The 20,091-nt window shown below is 37.0% G+C and carries 13 protein-coding genes and 1 tRNA gene; 6 read left to right on the top strand and 8 right to left on the bottom strand.

What is annotated here, in order from left to right; genetic code table 11:
* Positions 1–265: 265 nt before the first annotated feature.
* Complete coding sequence (gene recG / locus ACFIK3_RS05405) at positions 266–2,374, top strand: ATP-dependent DNA helicase RecG (RefSeq protein WP_375676357.1); 2,109 nt, start codon at positions 266–268, stop codon at positions 2,372–2,374.
* A gap of 391 nt (positions 2,375–2,765) precedes the next feature.
* On the opposite strand, the gene glmS is transcribed toward recG, so the two are convergent.
* The 5 genes from glmS to ACFIK3_RS05380 all read right to left on the bottom strand — a co-directional run bounded on the left by glmS (position 2,766) and on the right by ACFIK3_RS05380 (position 8,311).
* Positions 2,766–4,589, bottom strand: a complete 1,824-nt coding sequence (glmS, locus tag ACFIK3_RS05400) for a glutamine--fructose-6-phosphate transaminase (isomerizing) (RefSeq protein ID WP_375676356.1) — start codon at positions 4,587–4,589, stop codon at positions 2,766–2,768.
* 173 nt (positions 4,590–4,762) lie between these two features.
* Positions 4,763–6,112: a bifunctional UDP-N-acetylglucosamine diphosphorylase/glucosamine-1-phosphate N-acetyltransferase GlmU gene (gene glmU, locus ACFIK3_RS05395; protein WP_375657879.1), complete on the bottom strand. Its 1,350-nt coding sequence runs from the start codon at positions 6,110–6,112 to the stop codon at positions 4,763–4,765.
* Positions 6,113–6,126: 14 nt separating this feature from the next.
* On the bottom strand, positions 6,127–6,915 hold the full coding sequence (locus tag ACFIK3_RS05390; RefSeq protein WP_375631278.1) for a cytochrome c biogenesis CcdA family protein: 789 nt from the start codon (positions 6,913–6,915) through the stop codon (positions 6,127–6,129).
* A 43-nt stretch (positions 6,916–6,958) separates the two neighbouring features.
* The gene (locus tag ACFIK3_RS05385) at positions 6,959–7,948 is read right to left on the bottom strand and encodes a carboxypeptidase regulatory-like domain-containing protein (RefSeq protein ID WP_375631277.1); all 990 of its coding nucleotides are present in this window, start codon (positions 7,946–7,948) and stop codon (positions 6,959–6,961) included.
* 39 nt (positions 7,949–7,987) lie between these two features.
* Complete coding sequence (locus ACFIK3_RS05380; RefSeq protein WP_273791197.1) at positions 7,988–8,311, bottom strand: iron-sulfur cluster assembly accessory protein; 324 nt, start codon at positions 8,309–8,311, stop codon at positions 7,988–7,990.
* Between the two features lie 108 nt (positions 8,312–8,419).
* Here ACFIK3_RS05380 and ACFIK3_RS05375 point away from each other — a divergent pair, with 108 nt between their 5' ends.
* From ACFIK3_RS05375 to ACFIK3_RS05365, 3 genes are all read left to right on the top strand, one after another.
* Positions 8,420–9,622, top strand: coding sequence for a deoxyguanosinetriphosphate triphosphohydrolase (locus tag ACFIK3_RS05375; RefSeq protein WP_273791198.1), 1,203 nt, complete (start codon positions 8,420–8,422; stop codon positions 9,620–9,622).
* 29 nt (positions 9,623–9,651) lie between these two features.
* Complete coding sequence (gene argS / locus ACFIK3_RS05370) at positions 9,652–11,409, top strand: arginine--tRNA ligase (protein ID WP_375676355.1); 1,758 nt, start codon at positions 9,652–9,654, stop codon at positions 11,407–11,409.
* Between the two features lie 151 nt (positions 11,410–11,560).
* The gene (locus tag ACFIK3_RS05365; protein WP_375676354.1) at positions 11,561–14,077 is read left to right on the top strand and encodes an SPOR domain-containing protein; all 2,517 of its coding nucleotides are present in this window, start codon (positions 11,561–11,563) and stop codon (positions 14,075–14,077) included.
* Positions 14,078–14,253: 176 nt separating this feature from the next.
* On the opposite strand, the gene ACFIK3_RS05360 is transcribed toward ACFIK3_RS05365, so the two are convergent.
* A complete protein-coding gene (locus tag ACFIK3_RS05360) occupies positions 14,254–14,529 on the bottom strand; it encodes a hypothetical protein (protein WP_375676353.1) in 276 nt (91 codons plus the stop codon).
* Between the two features lie 310 nt (positions 14,530–14,839).
* Between ACFIK3_RS05360 and ACFIK3_RS05355 the strand changes: the two genes are divergently transcribed.
* Positions 14,840–15,946 (top strand): branched-chain amino acid aminotransferase, encoded by a 1,107-nt coding sequence (locus ACFIK3_RS05355; protein ID WP_375676352.1) that lies wholly within the window; start codon positions 14,840–14,842, stop codon positions 15,944–15,946.
* Between the two features lie 105 nt (positions 15,947–16,051).
* Here the strand turns inward: ACFIK3_RS05355 and glpX are convergent, their stop codons facing one another.
* Both glpX and ACFIK3_RS05345 read right to left on the bottom strand, forming a co-directional pair.
* Positions 16,052–17,038: a class II fructose-bisphosphatase gene (gene glpX, locus ACFIK3_RS05350; protein WP_375676351.1), complete on the bottom strand. Its 987-nt coding sequence runs from the start codon at positions 17,036–17,038 to the stop codon at positions 16,052–16,054.
* Between the two features lie 140 nt (positions 17,039–17,178).
* Entirely contained in the window at positions 17,179–18,495 is a 1,317-nt protein-coding gene (locus ACFIK3_RS05345) for a homoserine dehydrogenase (RefSeq protein ID WP_273791204.1), read from the bottom strand.
* 1,345 nt (positions 18,496–19,840) lie between these two features.
* On the opposite strand from ACFIK3_RS05345, the gene ACFIK3_RS05340 reads away from it, so the two are divergent.
* Positions 19,841–19,915 (top strand) — tRNA-Glu (locus ACFIK3_RS05340).
* The last annotated feature ends 176 nt before the right edge of the window (positions 19,916–20,091 follow it).

Raw genomic sequence — 20,091 nt, 5'->3', positions numbered from 1 at the left:
TCATACATAGGAGAAATATCCCAATTTTATTAATATTTATAAGAGAGTTCTATCAAGAAAATGCTTCTATTCACAGCAAATAAACACCTAAAATAAAAAGAAAAACAATATACCTCATCTAAGCACTTTAATTTTTGACCCTTTAATTGTATTTTTCTTCCTAAAGTTCAATGTGTAAATAAAACAACCTCCTCTTTATGACGTTATCCCCAAAAAGCTCTTCTAAAGGTCTAGAAAAAACAAAAAGGGCAGGTTAAATTTGCTCATGCCTCCAAGTCTTCTTACCCCTCTTTTTAATTCTATTAGAACTCTTTCTGGTATTACACCTAAAGTCTATGGTTTATTGACCAAACTCTTAGATGTTAATCCTACACAACGCGAAGCAACCCTTATTGACCTTCTTCAATTAATGCCCCATTCCGTTATAGACCGCAGAATGCGTCCCAGCATTGCTTGTGCAAAAGAAGGAGATACTGTTACGCTCGAAATTATCATCGATCAACATCAATCACCACCCCGTGGTCACAACCGAATTCCCTATCGAGTTATTGCCCATGATCACACAGGAAAAATAAATTTAGTCTTTTTTCATGCTCAACCTCTTTGGCTAAAAAAACAACTCCCCGAAGGAAAAAAAGTCATTATATCAGGAAAAGTTGAATGGTTTAATGGACAGCTTTCAATGGCGCATCCAGACTATATTGCCCCGAGCGAACAATCAAATCAGATACCTCTCATCGAACCTGTCTATCCCTCTACTGCAGGACTAGCTGCAAAGACACTAAGACGCGCCATACAAAACGCTCTTGATTTTGTTCCTCTCCTCCCAGAATGGATAGATGAAAATGTGAAAAAGCAGCAAAATTTTTCTTCTTTTTCTGTTGCTTTACGCCGTATCCATGCGCCCATTAACCCCGACGATCTATCCTTAGAAAGTACTGCACGCAAACGTCTTGCCTATGATGAATTGCTCGCTTGTCAATTGGCACTAGGACTCGTGCGTTTGAAAACTAAATCTCTTGTTGGCACTTCTCGACCATCAACAGGAATTTATACTAAAAAATTGCTCAATATCCTCCCCTTTCAACTCACAACCGGACAAAAAAAAGCAGTAGAAGATATCGCAAATGATCTTGCTTCACCAGAACCGATGCTAAGACTACTTCAAGGTGATGTAGGCGCAGGAAAAACTGTTGTTGCATTGATGGCAATGGCACAAATTGCTGAAAATTCAGGACAATCAGCTTTAATGGCACCAACCGAAGTGCTTGCCAGGCAACATTTTGCCACCATCGCTCCTCTTGCCGAAAAGGTCGGATTACAAACAACCCTTTTAACAGGACGAGAAAAAGGGAGGTTGAGGACAAATATCGTGAATGATATTCTGTCAGGTCAAGTTTCTATTGTCATCGGAACCCATGCTCTCATACAAAACAGCGTTACTTATAATAATCTCGCTTTAACCATTATCGATGAACAACACCGTTTTGGTGTCCATCAACGTATCGCTCTTACAGAAAAAGGCAATAAAGCTGATATGCTGGTTATGACCGCCACGCCCATTCCGCGCACACTCGTCTTAACAGCTTTTGGTGATATGGATGTCTCTAAAATTACCGAAAAACCAATGGGACGACAACCCATTACAACAGCAACGCTTTCTTTGAAACGTCTTCATGAGCTTATAGAGAGAATCGCAATTGCATTAGAAAAAGGAGAAAAGCTCTATTGGATTTGTCCTTTAGTAGAAGAATCGACAGCTCTTGATCTCACTTCAATTGAAAACCGCTTTGCATTTCTCCATGAGCGCTTTGGAGCACACGTTGGTATGATCCATGGAAAAATGTCTACAGCAGAAAAAGAAGCCGCTATGGCATCTTTTAAATGTGGAAATACACGTATTTTAGTTGCAACCACCGTCATTGAAGTGGGAGTAGATATTCCAGATGCTTCGATCATTATCATCGAACACGCGGAACATTTTGGCCTTTCACAATTGCACCAATTACGTGGACGTGTAGGACGAGGCGATAAAAAATCTTCCTGCATTTTGCTTTATAAAGATCCACTGACTAAAACAGCAGCAACACGCCTTAATATTATCCGCAATACAGAAGATGGTTTTGAAATTGCTGAAGAAGATTGGCGCCTACGAGGCGAAGGAGAACTTTTAGGTACAAAACAATCCGGAGTCCCTGAATTTCATATAGCAAACCTTGCAGTTCATAGCGATCTTTTGTCAATGGCAAGAAAAGATGCTCGTTTATTTTTACAACGCGATCCTCATCTTTCTTCTGAGCAAGGACAAGCTTTACGGTTGCTCCTTTATCTTTTCGGACACAACGATGCTGCACGCCTCTTACGAGCAGGATAACAAAGCCCCTCTAATAAAAAACTTAAATACCTCTCTGTTCAAATATGGTTTTCTCTCTTAGAATTACCCATAAATGATCTACGCAGTCTCTTAGCATCTTTATGCTTCATGAACGAATAACAAATCAACAGCACTATCTTCTCTCTCAATCTGAATTATTCTTGCATTAAAACAGTAGAAGCAATATTGCGTCTTTTTTTACCATTATATTCACATAACTGATCTATTTTTTGACAGGTAAGAAAATATTTTTCGTTTTATCGTAAAGGATTTAGAAAGAAAAAACTTTTCTTCAGTATTCTCGTTCAACAGAGAAAAATGAAAAAATAAATTTCATTATAAATCAATTTCTTACACTTGATTATTCTCCAAAAGATTCAGAAATATACTTTTATTCAACCGTGACTGATTTTGCTAAATTACGGGGTTGATCAACATCCGTTCCTAATAAAACAGCCGTATGATAAGCGATTAACTGAACAGGGAGAGCATAAACAATAGGAGAAATAAATTCTGGAACATCTGGCAAAGTGATCGTTGATAAAGTCTTAAGACAAGCTACTTCTGCTCCTTTTTTATCGGTTATTAAAATAATACGACCATTACGCGCTACCACTTCTTGCATATTAGAAAAAGTTTTTTCAAACCACCGATCATAAGGTGCAACAACAATAACGGGTATTGTCTCATCCACCAGAGCAATTGGTCCATGCTTTAATTCACCTGCCGCATAACCTTCAGCATGAATATAAGAAAGCTCTTTCAGTTTAAGGGCTCCCTCCAAAGCAATCGGATAAGAAGTTCCACGTCCTAGATAAAGAACACTTTTTGCATTTACCAAATCACGACAAATACATTCAATTTTTCTCTCTAGTTTTAAGACCTCATTTAAAATACGTGGAACTTCTGCCAACTGTTGAACCAGTTTCTTTTCCATTTGAGCCGAAAGATAGCCACGTTGTTTAGCAGCACTAAGTGCTAGTGAAGCAAGCGTTGCCAATTGACAGGTAAAAGCTTTTGTTGAAGCAACACCTATTTCCGGTCCGGCAAGTGTTGGGAAAATAAAATCAGCCTCCCTTGCCATTGTTGATTGCTCTACATTCACAATTGTTGCTGTTTTTACACCCCGCTCACGACAATAACGCAAAGAAGCCAATGTATCAGCTGTCTCACCAGATTGAGAAACAAACAGCGATAACACATCAGACGTTATAGGAGGTTCACGATAACGAAACTCCGAAGCAACATCATTATCAACACTTAAAGCGGCAAATTTCTCAAACCAATAGCGCGCAACTAAGGTTGAATAATAAGCCGTTCCACAACTCGCAAAAAGGAGACGATGAATATTTTTCCAATCAATCAAATTCTCAAGGGGTCGAACGACATAATTTCCAAGATCAAGATAATGCGCCAAATTATGAGAAATCACTTCAGGTTGTTCAAACATTTCCTTGTGCATAAAATGACGATGATTACCCTTAGAAATCAATAAAGCCCCTTCAAGTAATGTCGTCACAGGACGTTTTACCGGTTGATTATTAGCATCATAAATTGTAACACCCTCCCGTGTGAGAACAGCCCAATCCCCATCTTCCATATAGCTAATATAATCAACGAATGGTGCCAAAGCAATCGCATCTGACCCCACAAAAAATTCATCTTTTCCATAACCAATTGCCAGAGGTGGACCAGAACAAGCCGCAATCATAAGGTTATCTTCACCTTCGAAAATAAGAGCAATAGCAAAAGCCCCCTGCAGCCTTTTCCAACTGGTACGTATGGCTTCTTGCGGAGAAAGACCATCTTTTAATGCACGCGTTATTAAATGTGCAATAACTTCCGTATCCGTCTCTGTTTCAAAGATACAACCATCCTCTATGAGTTCCTTTTGCAGTTCTACAAAATTTTCAATAATACCATTATGAACAATCGCAAGCTTTTCAGTCACATGGGGATGCGCATTGCGTTCAACAGCAATTCCATGCGTAGCCCAACGGGTATGACCAATCCCTAAATTTCCCTCCAGAGGTGTTTTTTTTAATTTTTCTTCTAAATGAACAAGCTTCCCCTCAGCACGTACACGATAAAGATGCCCATTATGGACCGTTGCCACCCCAGATGAATCATACCCTCTATATTCAAGACGTTTTAACCCCTCAACCAAAGAGGACGAAACACACCTCTTTCCAAGAATTCCAATAATTCCACACATTAAAAAGCTCCAACCCACATCTTAAGATTTAAATCTTATAAAACAATCCAACAGCCTTTATTTAAAACTATAAATAATAAAAATAATTCAAACATGGAGTACGGCAATCTTTAAGAATAAACCTCCCATCCATCATTAGATTAACACGAAACAAAAGAATAAGCTGAAAATAATCATTTTTTCTGTTTGTTTTCTAACAAGCGCTCTCGAAATTTTGTCGCATAGCCCTCTTTTATAACCTGTCGTGCACGCCCAAAAGCCATACTGTTCATAGGAATATTTTCAGTAATAACACTTCCTGAAGCAACATAAGAGCCATCCCCTATTATCAATGGGGAAACAAGTGCCGTATTAGACCCAACAAAAGCATGATCACCAATCACGGTTTTATATTTGTTAAATCCATCATAATTGCAAGTAATTGTACCGGCTCCAATATTGGTATGTGCACCAATTTCAGCATCACCAATATAACTTAAATGATTGATTTTAGAAGATTCTCCTACCTTAGCTTGTTTGACTTCACAAAAATTTCCAATCTTTACGGACTTCGCCAACTCTGTTCCAGGACGCAAACGTGCATAGGGACCAATCTGTGCATCTCTACCAACCACAGCACCTTCGAGATAACTAAATGCATGAATAACCGCACCAGATTGTACTTTTACGCTTAACCCAAAATAAACATTTGGTTCTATCACCACTCCTGGTTCAATTTCTGTATCATAAGAAAAATAGAGTGTTTCTGGCTTTAAGAGTGTAACACCCGATAACATTAAATCGCGCGCTTTACGTTTTTGCCACAAAGAATCAGCCTCAGAAAGCTCAAGACCATTGTTAATTCCTACAATATCTTCAAAAGGAACTTCAACAACACGCACATCTAATCCTTTGCGTGTTGCAAGAGAAGCAATATCTGTTAAGTAATATTCTTTTTTCACATTGTTATTACCAACTTTCTCTAAAAGAGAAAGTGCATGTTTTCCACGCATAGCGAGTATTCCACCGTTACAAAAAGAAATCTTTTTTTCTTCATCGCTAGCGTCTTTTTCTTCTACAATTGCAATCAATTGACCATTTTTCTCGAGAAGACGCCCATAACCTGTTGGATTTTTGGTATGAAAACCTGCAAAAACAACATCTGCTCCATCAGCAAGCTGTGCACGCATTTGGTGCAATGAATCTTGCTGAATGAGAGGAGTATCCCCAAAAACAATGAGAACATCATCCACTTCCTTTTGCAAAGCTGAACGAGCAGACAAAACAGCATGAGCTGTTCCTAAACGCTCTTTTTGTTCAAAAATCATTACATCTTTTACAAATGACTGAACAACGTGCGTAACCTCCTTAGCACCAAATCCCACAACAACTGCTAATTGTGAAGAGCCTGCCAATTCTATTTGTTTTAGAACATGGCATATAAGAGGCAATCCAGCAATTTTATGAAGTACCTTAGGCAGAGACGATTTCATGCGCGTCCCCTCACCTGCGGCAAGAACAATAGAAAGACAACTTCTAACCATAAAAACACATAAGACTAACGAGAAAATCCAAAAAAATTCATAATATTGTGCCAACGAATATCTTCAATATAACTCAACGAAGGATAATGTTCTAAAAGCCAAAATGAAAGATCCTGCATAGAACCTGTTAAAAACAAAATCCCTGTAAGAATAAGAAAAACACCAATAATTTTTTCAACTTTTCCTAAATGAATACGAAAAGCTCCTAAAAATCGCATAAAACTGCTCGAAAATAAAGCTGCTAACATAAAAGGAATAGCAAGACCTAATGCATAAACCGCTAAGAGAACAGCTCCCTCTCCCACAGTTTCTTTTGTTCCAGCAAGCGTTATAATAGGACCTAAAATAGGGCCAATACACGGTGTCCAACCAAAAGCAAAAGCTAAACCGATAATATACGCGCCTAAAGGACCAGCAGGTGTTTTTTTGGTCTGAAAACGCGCTTCACGAAATAAAAAAGCGATTTTGAAAATCCCCAAAAAATTTAAACCAAAAATAATAATGACAATTCCAGCAGCAAGAGCAAACCAATCACGATAATAACCGATGAATTTCCCAATTGTGCTAGCACTGGCACCTAAAGCAACAAAAACAGTCGTAAACCCAAGAACAAAAGCAATAACAGAAGACAGTAAAGCCCACCGTATAAAGACTTTCTCATCAGGCTTTTCTGAACGAAAATCATCAATACCAACCCCTGCCATATAGCACAAATAAGGAGGAACTAATGGCAAAACGCATGGTGACAAAAAAGAGAGTGCCCCAGCAAAAAACACACCAACTGTTGAAATTTCAATCAAAATTCATACCCCGTCTTTCATCATAGCTTACCCCCATGAACAACAATCAATCCACATCTTCATCAATTTGTTGCATATTTTGTTCATTCGCCACCACACTTATATCTTCATCATGACCAGAAACGACTGAAAAAACTTTCTGATAGATTTTATCTTTATTTTTAGCAATTGCAATATACTCTCCCTCCGCTAACACGAGTGAAACATACGCACCAACTGTTTCATAAACGATATCACCAGAATCATTGGCAAGAGACCAACTTGTATCTGCAAGCGCTTCCCCTCCTTCTTGCCGTACCAGTTTTAAGACAATCTGAGCGGCCTGATGTTCAAGAGTAACTTCTGTTATTTTACCAGCATCCACTTGAATATCCGAACGAGCCGTCGCATTAATGGAACCATAATGGGAAGCAACATGGTAGCGGCCAGCTTTTAAACGCACAACTGATTGGGGTTTAACATTTGATATAATCACTCCCGTATCATCATTTTCTTTTTCATCCTCATAAATGGTAAAACGGAGTTCCTTTTCATTCATTACGCCATTGAGCAGTGTTGCATTTAAAATGACACCACCAGCCTCAAGATTAAAGTTTTTTACAAGACTCTGCCCATTTTCTAAACGAATATGGCGCACAGCACTCATATGACCAAATGAGACATGAACAAGATAACTTCCTGGTTCGAGATCAAAACGTGCACTTCCCCCCTTATAGGTTGCCACTAATGGTAATTTATTATCAATCCCTAGAATAGGGGCATAAACCCGCCAGACAAGCCCTTTTTCAATATCCGGATGACTATTTGTTAATCGAGCATTCAAAATGAGTTGTGTTTGAGATGCTAAATTTTCGTTTTCCTGCTCTTGAGTCTTTACAATAAAACTCCTTGATTGTCCCTGCTGCTGATCTTGCCCTTCTCCTGCTTCAGAAAAAGCACAGTGGCTCCAAGTCAATAAAGCAAGCACCACGCACAACCATATACATCGGTGCACTATTTTTATAAGAATACCCATTTTTGCATTGTTGACCAACATGATCTTTTTTTCAAGAAACAATATCACACAGCCATCATTTTAAATTGAGAAACTTACACCACAACCACATGATGAAACAGCATTGGGATTGTGGATTTGAAAAGACTGCCCCATAAGATCATCAACAAAATCAATCTCAGCTCCTTCCATGAAAGGAAGTGATAGTAAATCAATAAACACAACTGCCCCGTCTTTTTTGAGAACGAGGTCATCTTCACACATTTCAGAAACCAAGTCATATTTATAAGAAAAACCAGAACACCCACCACCTTCAACAGAAATACGTAATGCTATTTTATCGGGTTCACGCAAAAGTATCTGTGCAATTTTTTTAGCAGCAACATCTGAAATTTTCACATTCATTTTATATATCCTTGCATTAAACCATCAAGAAAGAGTATCCCACACTCAAAGATCAGTTTATTTGTCATAAACCACTCTCAATTTTAAGATGATAATGGGCAGCTTGCAATGGATATAGGCAATATCAACTTCAATTACCAATCTCGAGCAGTGTACAGTGCTCATCCACAAACAAGCCGTGGTCGGTTATACCATGAAACGATGAGCACCACACGCTCACCTTTTCAACGAGATAGAGATCGTATTATCCATTCTAATGCATTTCGACGTCTTAAACATAAAACGCAAGTGTTTATTGCTGATGAAAGCGATCATTACCGTACTCGCCTAACCCATTCCATAGAGGTTTCTCAAATTGCAAGAACATTAGCCCGTGCCCTGTGTCTTGATGAAGACCTTGCCGAAGCCATTGCCCTTGTTCACGACTTTGGACACACACCCTTTGGCCATGCTGGAGAAGATGCTCTTAATGAAGCCATGGTACATTATGGCGGCTTTGATCATAATGCACAAGCATTACGCATTGTAACAAAACTAGAACAGCGCTATGCAAATTTTGATGGACTTAACCTTACATGGGAAACCCTCGAAGGACTTGTAAAGCACAATGGCCCCCTTTTAGGTCCCCACGCGAAGAATAAGGAGGTTCCTATCGATATTTTACAATACAATGCAAAGCAAGACCTTGCACTCGATTGTTTTGCAGGACTAGAAGCGCAATGTGCTGCTATTGCAGATGATATCGCATACAATGCGCATGATATTGATGATGGTCTACGTTCGCAATTTTTAACACTCGATCAATTTGAACATGTTTCACTAACAGCAGCAATATTAAAAGATATAACAGATGAGCATCCCCATCTCGACCAAACGCGTCGCGGTTACACACTTGTACGAAGACAAATAACAACCATGGTTGAAGATGTTATCAAACAGTCACAAAAAAATTTAGCACGCATCAAACCAACAAGCATAAACGATATTCACCAAGCAAAACAAACTATTGTCACCTTTTCACCAACAATGACCGTTTATGAAAAAGAACTAAAAAACTTTTTATTTAAAAATCTTTACTATCATGAACAAGTTCTTAGTCGTCGCAATGCAGCAAAATGCATTGTACAAAAATTATTCAATTGTTATTATGAAAATCCAAATACAATGCCTGAAAGTTGGCAGAGCAAAACAGTGCACTTAAAAAATCAAGAGTTAGCACGTTTGATTGCTGACTTTCTTTCAGGCATGACAGATCACTACGCTCTACGTGAATATCACCGTTTATTTGACCATACAGATAATTTCGTTTAATGGCTTTGGCATCATCATGGAAGCTAAATATGAATATCTTTAAAAACTTCGAAAAAAAAATTAAGAGATCAATTGAATTATCTGATCTAAAAGGAAAAAATGGAGAAGATCTAGATTTATCAAAAATCACTGTTGATCCTCCACGTGATTCCTCCCATGGTCATTTATCAACCAATGCTGCTATGGTGCTTGCAAAATCTATTGGAATCAATCCACGTGCACTTGCAGATAAAATCATAGAACTTCTTAAAAATGATCCCTCTATCGAAAATATAGATGTTGCCGGTCCTGGTTTTATAAACATAAAGCTTACAAAATTATTTTGGCAAGATGCTATAAAATCCATGCTTGAATTAGGCACTTCTTATGGTCGTATTCCAATGGGACAAGGAAAACGCATCAATGTTGAATATGTCTCAGCAAATCCGACAGGACCAATGCATGTAGGACACTGCCGCGGAGCGGTTGTTGGGGATGTTCTCTCCAATTTGCTGCAATTTACGGGCTATAACATTACAAAAGAATATTATATCAATGATGCTGGTCAACAAATCGAAGTCCTCGCCCATTCTGTACTATTGCGCTATCGTGAGGCTCTTGGGCAAAAAATTAATGAAATTCCAGAAGGACTCTATCCTGGAGAATACTTGATACCATTGGGTCAATCGCTTGCTCAAGAGTTTGGTGACCAACTCCTCACGATGGATAAAGATGAAGCCTTATCTCTTGTGAAAGAACGTGCAATTCATGCAATGATGTCCATGATTCGCGAAGATTTGGCTGCTCTTAATATTTATCATGATATCTTTTTCTCTGAGCGAATGCTTTATGCTGATAATGCACGCGCCATTCGTAACACCATCAACGACCTCACTTTAAATGGTTATATCTACAAAGGAAAACTCCCCCCTCCCAAGGGACAAAATACAGAAGACTGGGAACCAAGCGAACAAACTTTGTTCCGTTCAACAAATGTCGGTGATGACCAAGACCGTGTTTTAGTCAAATCTGACGGTTCTTACACTTATTTTGCTGCTGATGTTGCTTATTTTCGGGATAAATTTAATCGTCATTTTGATGAAATGATTTATATTCTAGGCGCAGACCATGCTGGCTATGTAAAGCGGCTGGAGGCAATGGCAAAAGCAATTTCTGGGGATAAGGCTAAATTAAGTGTCTTCTTGTGTCAATTGGTAAAACTTTTTCGCAACGGTCATCCTGTACGCATGTCAAAAAGAGCAGGATCTTTTGTCACTCTACGGGATGTTGTCGAAGAGGTTGGGCGTGATCCTGTGCGTTTTATGATGCTATACCGTAAGTGTGAAGCACCTCTTGATTTTGATTTTGCAAAAGTAACAGAACAATCAAAAGATAACCCCATCTTTTACGTACAATATGCAAGTGCACGTTGTCACTCAGTCTTTCGTCAAGCACAAGAAGCGCTTCATATTAAAAGCTTTTCAAATGATACATTGATTGCCTATCTTCATCGATTAACAGATGACCATGAAATATTGTTAATACGCAAACTTTCTGAATATCCACGTATCATTGAACAGGCCGTAGTTCATAAGGAACCGCATCGATTAGCGTTTTATCTTTATGACCTTGCCTCCAGCTTTCACACCCATTGGAATAAAGGGAGTGAAAATCTCAATTTACGCTTTATTCAACCTGATGATAAAGAGTTATCCTTTGCAAGATTAGGATTGATACAAGCTGTTATCAATATTTTATCATCAGGGCTTACCATCATAGGAGTCGAAGCACCCATAGAAATGCGTTGAAAAAGTTCTATAAATACATACAATAGGTACTCTATTGATAAACTTTTTCATGTATCATTGCATGAGAGGGGGAAAATTTATAATTTTAATATAACAAATCAAAATCAACCATTGATTGCACGTAAGTGCAAACCACCATGTGAGAAAAGCTATGAGCGATAACGATCGCAAAAATCTACACGAAACAAAACACGATCATGAACACCATGATCCTTTAGAAAGGCTTACGCGCATTTTTAATCCGCACAAACAAAGCGGAAACCAAAATGAGCAATCTTCTTTAAAAACAGATCGATCAACATCTCACCCCGAAATATCATCCCATGATGATGATTTTGATTTGTCCTTTCTAGAAGAGGAACTTGAAAATAATTTAGCACATGACTTACCGTTTGATGATCAAAAAAAACAATGGGACTTGTATGCAACCAGCAACGCAACAGCCTCAAATATTGCACAAGCTGCTTCTTTCAACCATTCAAAACAAAATAATTTATCTGAAGAGAAATATTCTTCACCTAGCAGTCATGATGAAGAACAAATTTTAGATGAGCTTTCTCCATTACCAATCCCAAAGAATCAATCACATCAACGGAAAACAACAGCAACCAGTGCTGATCCTTTTCTTGAAAAAAGTAATCTTATGTCACAATCAGAATCAGAAAATTTCTTTTTTGATAAATCTGAAAGGCGTGAAAATAAGAGAGAGATGCCAGAAGATGTTGAACAAACCAATCGTTTTTCACAAATAAATTCACAACAACCTGAGACTACGAATATACAAAAAACTTATGATGACAATCCAAACCTCTATGACACTTCTATAAACCATCCCTATAAAATTTCAGCTGATCAAGAAAATTGGATTAAAAAAGATTATCCTGATGCCTCCTCTTCTACAGAGGAAAATGAGTTTTTCTCATCTTCTAATCTTGTGTCAGAAAAACAAAACACTGCAATAAATCAAACAACAAGTACCTTCTCCTCACCTTTAGATTCTCCACCAGTTGATAGACAATCTTATTTAAAGGGGGCTTCACAAGAAGATCATACAACCAATTATCCCCATTTTTTTGAAGCCCCCCCCTCACAACAAGAAACTTATAGCGAAAAAGTTCCGATATATGATGAGGCTCGAGCCCAATATATCAATAATGCCGAAGGTGCCTCTAACCCAAATAGAGAAATTTCATATAATGAAAATAATTTAGATGAGTTTCTTTCCTCATCACCCTCTTTAAATACAAAACAAACGGATGGCTTTTTTGCCCATAACTATACGCACAGAGATACTCCCCCTCCCAATGTTGATACTTATAAATTTTCAGAGGAAATCGTAGAAAAAACTGGTCCTATTATGGTTCCAGAAGTCCCGTATGAAGCGCCAGAATATGATGTGCCAACTAATGGTGGTTTAGAAGAAGAATTTGCTGATGTACTCAATGTAGGAAATGTTCCAACAGATAATTTTTCTCAAAAACAACAGAAGAATGAAGTTTTTAGTGAAGTTTTTCATCAGTCTATGCAAAATTCAAAAGAAGGTGTTTATATAAACTCTAAAGAACAAAATTCCGACTATTCTTCTTCTGCCAATATGGAATATAATTTCCCCTCTTTTAGCGAGAATTCATCATACACAAGCTCAGATGAGGTTCCCACGCATCCATCAGCTCCTCCTCCCTTAAAAAGTTTTATTTTTGGTAAAACTTTCATTAAAGGTTTTTTTATACTTATTTTAATAGGAATTGGATTTGCAGGTTATTCTCACTTTTTTATGCCATCACAAAAAAATGAAGAAACGGTCATTATCCACGCTGATAATACGCCTTTTAAATTCAAACCAGAAACAACTGAAACGAAAAATGATGTTGCACATAATTTAGATATCTATAAACAAACAACTGAACAAAATGAGAAACAAGAAAATACACAACAATTTCTTATTGATAACTCTGAACAACCTGAAAATTTAAAAGAATTAAACCCTGAAGAATCTTCAAACGTTTCCTCATCGTCTTTAAATGAATCTGATGTTGAAGATGCAGTCACAGAAGCTATAAACCATACTATTCCAATGCGAGAAGTACAAACTGTTATTGTCAATCAAGATGGTACAGTTACACTAGCCCCCGCGCATCAAACAAACAGCAAAACTGCTGCTCAATCTGAAGAAAGCATTGATCAAGCTTCTAATGAACTTCAAGATTCGTCCCTTGTTTCGTCGCATGATTCTGATATAAACGACCAAGAAAGAGATCATGATCTTAAAAATAATATTGATAAAATAATCGCAGAAAATAATTCTAGCTCAAATATTGAAGAAAAATTTATCCCTATTCCTTCTCATGCAGAAAGAAATACACAAGTTGAAACACCAGCCGCGTCTCGCTCCACATCACCAAACAGAGTCGCAGCACAAAATTCAGAAAGTTATTACGTACAACTTGCATCTCAACCAACGCATGAGCTCGCTAGAAATTCTTTAAAAAATATGAAATCTAAATTTGGATTCCTTATTGGCGCCCGTTCTTTAAATATTCAATCCGCTTTTATACCAGGAAAAGGTACTTATTACCGTGTTCGGATTCAAGCGCAAGACCGTAATGAAGCCATAATCCTTTGTGAATCCATTAAAAGTTCTGGTGGAAGCTGCTTCATCACACGCTAAACCAAACATGCAACGGTTGTTAAAACCGTTGCATGATTTATTTTCATACCATTTAATTACTTATCAAAAACTTCAGAAATTAAAATCGTTCCAATCTTTTTATGTCTTTGTGCTGACTTTATTCCTTAATCTACGTCGATTTTCGCCCTATCTAAAAGATTATATTTATGAAAAAATCACTCCGTACTCTTATAGGTATAAGGTACAGGAGGAAGCGAATTTAAATCTTTTTTGGGCGTTGTTACACTTTGGCTTGTTTCTGGAGTATTATAACGCGAACTATGTTCAGGAGATTTTGCAAAAAAAGATCCTAAAAAACCAAAAATAAACCAAATAATAACCATCGCAAGAAGAATAGCAAAAATACCCTTAGCGATTGAAACACGTTGTTCACGACCTTTTCTTTCTGCGGCCATACGTTCTTCATATGTGTGATAATTTTTATCAATCATAGTGGATTCCTTTTCTCAATTCCCTTACCTTTAAATTTCTAGAAAATATGCATATATGAAATTATTCAGATACTTATTATGAGAAAACGATAATTATAGACAAAAGTTCCAGCTTACTTCATAAAGTTGAGAAAAAGAGGCGAGGATAGAATTAAAATATCTACCCTACCCTAGCCTTTGAATTCTATAATAAACCCCTTTGTATTCTATAATAAAACATTGACACAAAGGTTTTGTTAATAATAGAGTTATAATCAAAATATTTCATTATTTTTATTAATAAAAATGAAACATACTCAAAAGGTTTTTTATGAAATCTCCCATATCATCGCTTCCCTTTAAAATAGAAAAACACCCATCTCCTCTGTCAGAAGAAAAATATGAAGAAATTTTAAAAAGTCCCGGTTTTGGTCAATTTTTTACAGACCACATGTGTACTATTCAATGGACTGAAGACAAAGGCTGGCACAATGCTATCATCTCTCAATACAAAGCTTTAGAAATTAACCCTGCAAGTACCGTTTTACATTACGGACAGGAAATTTTTGAGGGTTTAAAAGCATATCGTGCAAAAGATGGGCGCATCTTGCTCTTCCGTCCTGATGCCAATGCACAACGCTTTATAGAATCAGCGAGGCGTTTAGCTATGCCAGAATTGCCAAAAGATATTTTTCTGGATGCCGTTCATCAATTAGTAAAGATTGATCAAAAATGGGTTTCTGATCAGCCCAACGCTAGCCTCTATATCCGTCCATTTATGTTTGGCAATGAAAACTTTTTGGGAGTCCGCCCTTCTCAAGAATATCTTTTTTGTATCATAGCCTCTCCAGTTGAATCCTATTTTAAAGGAGAAGAAAAATCTGTCAACGTCTGGATTGAAACAGATTATAGTCGTGCCGGTCCAAGAGGAACAGGGGCTGCCAAATGTGGTGGAAACTATGCAGCAAGCTTACTTGCACAAAAAAGTGCAACTGAAAACAATTGTAGCCAAGTACTCTTTCTTGATATGATTGAACATAAATGGATTGAAGAACTTGGTGGTATGAATGTCTGCTTTATTATGGACAATAATACACTTGTAACCCCCCCACTTAATGGAACTATCCTTCCAGGAATAACACGTCATTCACTCTTAGAGTTGGCAAAACAAATGGGATTAAAAATAGAAGAGCGTCCTTATTCTTTTGCCGCGCTTCAAGAAGATGCAAAGAGTGGACACCTTAAAGAAGCCTTTGCTTGTGGTACAGCTGCCGTTGTCACATCAATTGGTCGTTTTAGATATAAAGGAGGAGAATTTATTATTGGAAATGAAACAGTTGGAGAAGTCACAAAGCAGCTTCGTACACAATTGCTTGGCATTCAAAAAGGGAACATAGAAGACAAAAATGGCTGGGTGCATTCTGTGCAGCTCTCATAATATTAAGGGTATTCCCATATCTATAAACGCTTCCATGAAAGTAGCTTCATGGGAGCGTATTTCCTAAAAAACTCCTTTTATTTTTAGTGACAAAAAAAGAAAACATTAATCAAATTTTGAATGATCTCTATGCTGTGCTTTAATATTACGAACTGTACCCGTATGGGCGCGCATTACGAGAGTTTCCGTTTGAATGTAGTGAGGTGTAAATTTAACACCAGAAAGCATATTACCATCTGTCACCCCTGTTGCTGAAAACAAAACATCACCCTTTGCCATTTCTTCCATTGTATAAACCTTATTGGGATCACTAATCCCCATTTTAGCTGCACGAGCAATTTTCTCTTCTGTATCAAGCAGCAAACGACCTTGCATCTGTCCTCCAATGCAGCGCAAAGCAGCAGAAGCTAAAACACCTTCAGGTGCTCCACCAATCCCCATATAGATATCAATACCTGTTTCTTCTGGATCAGTTGTATCAATAACAGCAGCCACATCTCCATCCCCAATCAAGCGAATCGACGCCCCTGTCGCTCGTACTTCATCAACCAATTTTTCATGACGAGGTCTATCCATAATACAAACAACAATCTGATTAACAGCCACTCCTTTAGCCTTCGCAAGAGCATGTATATTATCGGTAGGACAAGCATCTATATCGACTATTCCCTTTGGATAACCAGGACCAATAGCAATTTTGTTCATATAAACATCAGGAGCGTAAAGGAGATTACCCTTTTCAGCAATTGCAACTACTGCCAAAGAATTAGCAATATTTTTAGCACAAAGTGTTGTACCCTCTAGTGGATCAAGTGCAATATCGATCGCCAATCCACTTTGAAGACCCACTTTTTCTCCAATATAAAGCATAGGCGCTTCATCCCGCTCACCTTCACCAATCACCACTGTACCATCAATAGGCAATCGATTAAGTTCTTGCCGCATTGCATCTACAGCAGCCTGATCCGCTGCCTTTTCATCGCCACGTCCGCGCCAGCGTGCAGCAGCAACAGCAGCACGTTCAGTAACACGTACCAATTCAAGCGTCAAAATACGATCAAGTCCATTTAAAATCTTCTGAGTTGTGGGCATATGAAAAAATCCTACCGAATGAATACCAGAAAAATATGAGTCCTTATTAAATACTAAGAATAAAGTTTTTTGGCAAAGATGAAAATTTTTCACAAGAGATAAAAGAACTCAAGCGTGCGTTTTTATTATCAAGAAAGTTATCAATTCTTTGCCATAGGTTCAATACGAATAAATTGAGATTTTGCAACAAGATGTCCATCTTTTTCAATTTCTGCAAGTGCCTGTCGTACATTCACCTCTGTTGTTTCATGCGTAATTAAAATAATTGTTTTTTCAATTTGATCTTCTACAAAAGATCTTTGAACAATCGACTCCAATGAGATATGATTATCAGCCATATGCCTTGCGACCGCGGCAAAAACACCAGTACGATCATGAACATTTAAACGAATAAAATAACCACCTGCATGATGCGAAATACGTGCTTTTTTATGAGGAGCAAGTTCTAATGCTGGGCGTCTTAAAACAGGTGCATACTGAAAACCAGAACGCGCTTTTGCTATATCAGCCAAATCACCAATAACGGCTGATGCTGTTGCCTTTCCTCCAGCGCCAGGACCAGAAAACAGTAATTCACCTAATAAATCACTTTGAATAGAAAGAGCATTGGTTACACCATTTATCTGTGCAATCATTGAGGATGCTGGTACCATTGTTGGATGAACGCGTTGCTCTATTCCAGAATCCGTTTTTAATGCAACCCCTAAAAGCTTAATCCGATACCCCAATTCATCAGCTGCTCGAATATCAATTTGCGAAATATTATGAATTCCTTCAACATAAACATCATCTAACGAAATAGCTGTTCCAAATGCCAAGCTTGTCAACAAAGCTAATTTATGAGCAGTATCATTTCCCTCAATATCAAAAGTTGGATCTGCTTCAGCATACCCAAGTCTCTGTGCATCTGCTAAACAATCTTTAAATGAAAGACCTTCCGTAAACATGCGTGTTAATATATAATTACAGGTTCCATTGAGAATACCATAAATTCGCGATATGCGATTACTAACAAGTGATTCTCTCATCGCTTTGATGACAGGAATCCCCCCTGCAACAGCTGCTTCAAAATGAAGAAAAACACCTTTTTTTTCTGCAATTATAGCTAGCTCTACTCCATGTCGAGCAAGAAGAGCTTTATTGGCTGTTACAACATGATGTCCCGCCTCAAGCGCTCTCTTAACAGCGGTATACACCACATCCAATTCACCACCAATTAACTCTACAAAAACATCAATCTCATCAGAAGCAGCCAACTCCACAGGTGAGTCAAACCATTTTATATCACTGAGATCAAGTCCACGATTGCGGCCTTTATCGCGCGCACTAACAGCAACAACTTTGATGAATCGCCCACATTGACAAGCTAAACTATTCGCTTTTTCACATAGAGCTCGAACAACTGAAGTACCAACCGTACCAAGTCCCGCAACACCAACTTTTAAAGCTTCTGCCATTATTAACCACTGATCCCTATCTTCATTGAAAAATCGTTTAAATGATGTGCCAATCAACACAAAGAATATTTACATCCATAAGAACAAAAGAAATACCCCGCTCTATTCACTTCATTTTTTCCAATAGAATTATCCCCGCTTATTCAATCAACATTCCTAAAAATATAATATTTATTGTCTTCAAAGATTTCAGAATCTTTATAAAATATTTAATTCAGAATGAAAATCTGTAAAACTGATAAATGCAAGTTTCCATAAAGAAAAGTTCTAAAAAATAATCAATAACAAGTTAAAGAATATTGAAGACTTAGTAAGAAAGAATAAAACATCTCTTCTAAATCAACAAGTATGGAACAAAAAACATTCTTTTATATGATAAATTAAGAGAATGGATAAAATAAAGTAGATCAGTACATAATAACACATTTCTTCCTACCATTCCATAGCTTTAAATATAAATCTTTAATGCAAAATCTTAACGCACTCATATATCAAAATAGAACCTTACATTAAAGTAAAAAACAAAACTTAATATGCGCACACCATAATTCTGAAATATTATAAATATAGAGAATAAAGTTTCAAAATTTGAATATTTTATCTCAACTTATTGCCACCTCTTTAAAAAACTAGCGAATTGAAATGAGAAAAAACTCAATCTACCCTTTATCCACGCTAATTCATTTTCAAATCAAGAACCTTCTCAATATATAAAAGAGCAAATGAAGGGTTTTTAATCTTAACTTTCTTACAGACATGTAAAAGTAAATATAAAAAATATTTTTAATATATTCTATAAAAATTGATTTAATATTTTCATTTTTATTATACGGGTATCTATTTATATTTTGTTAAATTGTAAGTAATCTATGGATTATTCATAAAAAACTTTTGTATGATTGGTATTATTTGTTAATTTGGTAATAAATATTGTATTTCTACTTTATAAATTATACAGTTTTTGCTTTATGATAAGCTCAAATGAGAAATCTTCCGTATAAAGGCTCTTTCAAGCAAGTTAAATAATATTCTCATGTGACAACAAAGATAACAAACGATAAAATATGTAAAAAATAAATACATTTAAAATGCTGTTTTGATCATTTTTGCCTACTTTTCAAACTGAAAATAAATGCAAATATCATTTGCTGAGATGATACCCACATCAAAACTTTCTATCAATGATGATAACTTTACATTTTTTCTACAAAAAATCTTAGAAAATAAGATGATTCAAACAAGAGTTTCTCAAAAATTATTCAATAAAACACACTTTTTTCAAAAAAAATGACACAGAGGGCTTGCGAAGTAAAAAGATCCTCTCTATAAGCCTCATCATTGGTTTGCGCCCATCGTCTAGCGGTTAGGACATCGCCCTTTCACGGCGGAAACAGGGGTTCGATTCCCCTTGGGCGTACCATGTTTCTTTTTACTGTACACAGTCTATTGATTTTATATATCTTTTTTAAAGTACGGGATACGTGGATAAAAGTGAGGGAATAGGATTTTCTAACATTTGTCTACAACAGTAGCATTTTCTTTTCTTTGCGCTTCGCTAATCATCTCTAATAATGTTTTGAATGCTTCTAAATCCTC

Origin of the sequence: Bartonella sp. CB10SXKL (assembly GCF_042195515.1) — a bacterium.
In the GTDB taxonomy this organism is placed as follows: Bacteria; Pseudomonadota; Alphaproteobacteria; order Rhizobiales; family Rhizobiaceae; genus Bartonella.
Note: the sequence above shows the minus strand (reverse complement) of the source record. Positions and strands in the feature narration are given on the sequence as shown.